Genomic DNA, 1957 nt, shown 5'->3' with positions numbered 1-1957 from the left:
AGGCCTCGAAAGCGCATGAGCCGAAGGCTCGAGTCTCGAGGCCTGAACGGCGGGACCTTCGGGGGCCTCGACCCCGCGGCGCCGCAGGCGCCGCCAAAAACACAGCTCTTACCAGCGCGGGCCGCGCTGGACCTCGTCCACCTTCGGCCGCACATCGGCCAGGTAGATACCGGTCGCGATGATGGCGATGAACGCCAGTAGCCCCAGGCCGGGCCAGCTCACCAGCATCAGCAGGATCGCCACACCGAGGATGCCCAACCAGATGGGCTTGGTCAGTTTGTCGACCGCGGTGAATGCGTCGGAACGCTGGCGCACGGCGTGCACGAGCGCGAAAACAGCCGCGCTTGTCGCCAGCAGCCACAGCGCGACCATGATCAACCCGGTCAAGCCATACACCTTGTCCACCCCACCATGATAAGAGCAGCGCCCCCGCGCACTGCATGTGCACGGGGGCGCTTCACCTGAATTGCCGGGTCAGAGCTTCTTCGGCGCGGCCTTTTTGACGGGGGCGGCCTTCTTGGCGGCCGGCGCCTTCTTCGCGGCGGGCGTCTTCTTCACCGGCGGGGCGGGCGCGGGCTCGGGGGCCACCTCGGGCACGGGCTCGGGCGCGATTTCCGGCGCGACCTCGAACACCTCGGCGTCGAGCACCTCCGGCGCGGTGGGGGCGGCGGCCTCGGCGACCGGCGCCGTGGTCGGCGCGGTGGCCGGCTCCGATTCGGTCCGGGCGCGACCGATCAGCCCGTTCACCCGGCCGAGCACCTCCTCGGCCCGGACGCTGGCGTCCTTGTAGAGGGTCTCGACCCGGCCGACCTGCTCCTCGACCAGGTGGTTGGCGCGCAACCGCTCGACGGTCTCCTCACCGCGCACCGCCAGATCCGCGTAGAGGTCGACCACCTGGCGGTAGTACTGCTCGGCGAGCTTGCGCAGTTCCTCGGTGGTGAACTTCTCGCGCAGTTCGGCCAGGTCTTCCGGCAGCTCCGAGGGCAGCTCGGACAACCGGGCACGGATCTGCTCGAACTGGGTCTGCACATCGGCAGGCAACCCGGCGAAGCGCTCACGGGCCTCTTCGACCCGGACCCGGCCGCTGGCATCGGTCGCACGCTCACGCACCTGGGTCACCGCGTCCACAACCGCGGCGTAAACCGCGTCCGTGGCGCCGACGGTGGCGAACAGTGGTTTGGCAGTGGTGTACTTCTCGGTCATTTATCGTTCTCCTGGCGTGGAGCATCGGTTGTCGGTTGTGGAACAACACTGTCCCGGGGAATCGCTTCCTCCGGCCCGTTCTCCCGGCGGAACGATTCATATATATCCAGGAGCACCTGTTTCTGCCGCTCACTGATCGCGGAATCGGCGAGCACGGCGTCCCGGACGGGACTGTGCGGCCGCTGCTCGAGGTAGCCGGCGCGCACATACAACACCTCCGAAGAAACCCGCAGGGCCTTGGCGATCTGCGTCAGCACTTCGGCGGAGGGGTTACGCAATCCGCGCTCGATCTGGCTGAGATACGGGTTGCTCACCCCCGCCAGCTGGGCGAGCTGACGCAACGAAACCTGCGCGGCTTCACGCTGCGCCCTGATGAATCCTCCGATGTCCTGCGCCGCGTTGACCACGCGGGCTGCCTTGTCGCCGGCGCCGGCAGACGCTGCCGGATCGTCGGTGCGCTGGGCGAAAACCTCGGGACGGTCGGCCATCACTCACCTTCTGGCGTTGTAGTTACAACGATAGATCGGGGTGCTAGCAATTGCAAGCACCATGTTAGCAGTGTTTATTTGCGCGCCTCCGGCGCGCGGGGGCGAGGCCCCTCGGTCCCGCCGTTCAGCCGCCGAGACTCGCGCCTGCGGCGCATGCGCTTCGACGGCTGAACGGCGGGACGGGCCTCGACCCTTTCAGGGCCTCGCCGAACTCGGCACCCACAGGGCGCTGCCGTTCGCGAAAGCGATCAGACGCCAGGTCGGCC

At 68.0% G+C, this 1957-nt stretch carries 3 protein-coding genes; all 3 read right to left on the bottom strand.

Going from position 1 to position 1957, the window contains the following annotated elements; all coding sequences use genetic code 11:
* Positions 1–108: 108 nt before the first annotated feature.
* Positions 109–405 carry a DUF2516 family protein gene (locus tag IG75_RS0135520; protein ID WP_081877365.1) on the bottom strand — a complete coding sequence of 99 codons (297 nt, stop codon included), beginning with the start codon at positions 403–405 and terminating at the stop codon, positions 109–111.
* Between the two features lie 69 nt (positions 406–474).
* Complete coding sequence (locus IG75_RS0135515; protein ID WP_030525729.1) at positions 475–1203, bottom strand: hypothetical protein; 729 nt, start codon at positions 1201–1203, stop codon at positions 475–477.
* Positions 1200–1691 carry a helix-turn-helix domain-containing protein gene (locus IG75_RS0135510; protein ID WP_030525728.1) on the bottom strand — a complete coding sequence of 164 codons (492 nt, stop codon included), beginning with the start codon at positions 1689–1691 and terminating at the stop codon, positions 1200–1202. The genes IG75_RS0135515 and IG75_RS0135510 overlap by 4 nt, the downstream gene beginning before the upstream one ends.
* Positions 1692–1957 lie beyond the last annotated feature (266 nt).

This window comes from Nocardia rhamnosiphila NBRC 108938 (assembly GCF_000720425.1).
Classification (GTDB): domain Bacteria; phylum Actinomycetota; class Actinomycetes; order Mycobacteriales; family Mycobacteriaceae; genus Nocardia; species Nocardia rhamnosiphila.
Note: the sequence above shows the minus strand (reverse complement) of the source record. Positions and strands in the feature narration are given on the sequence as shown.

Excerpts from the sequence above, each read along its gene's own strand:
- IG75_RS0135515 (WP_030525729.1), bottom strand. The coding sequence starts at position 1,203 with ATGACCGAGAAGTACACCACTGCCAAACCACTGTTCGCCACCGTCGGC.
- IG75_RS0135510 (WP_030525728.1), bottom strand. The coding sequence starts at position 1,691 with ATGGCCGACCGTCCCGAGGTTTTCGCCCAGCGCACCGACGATCCGGCA.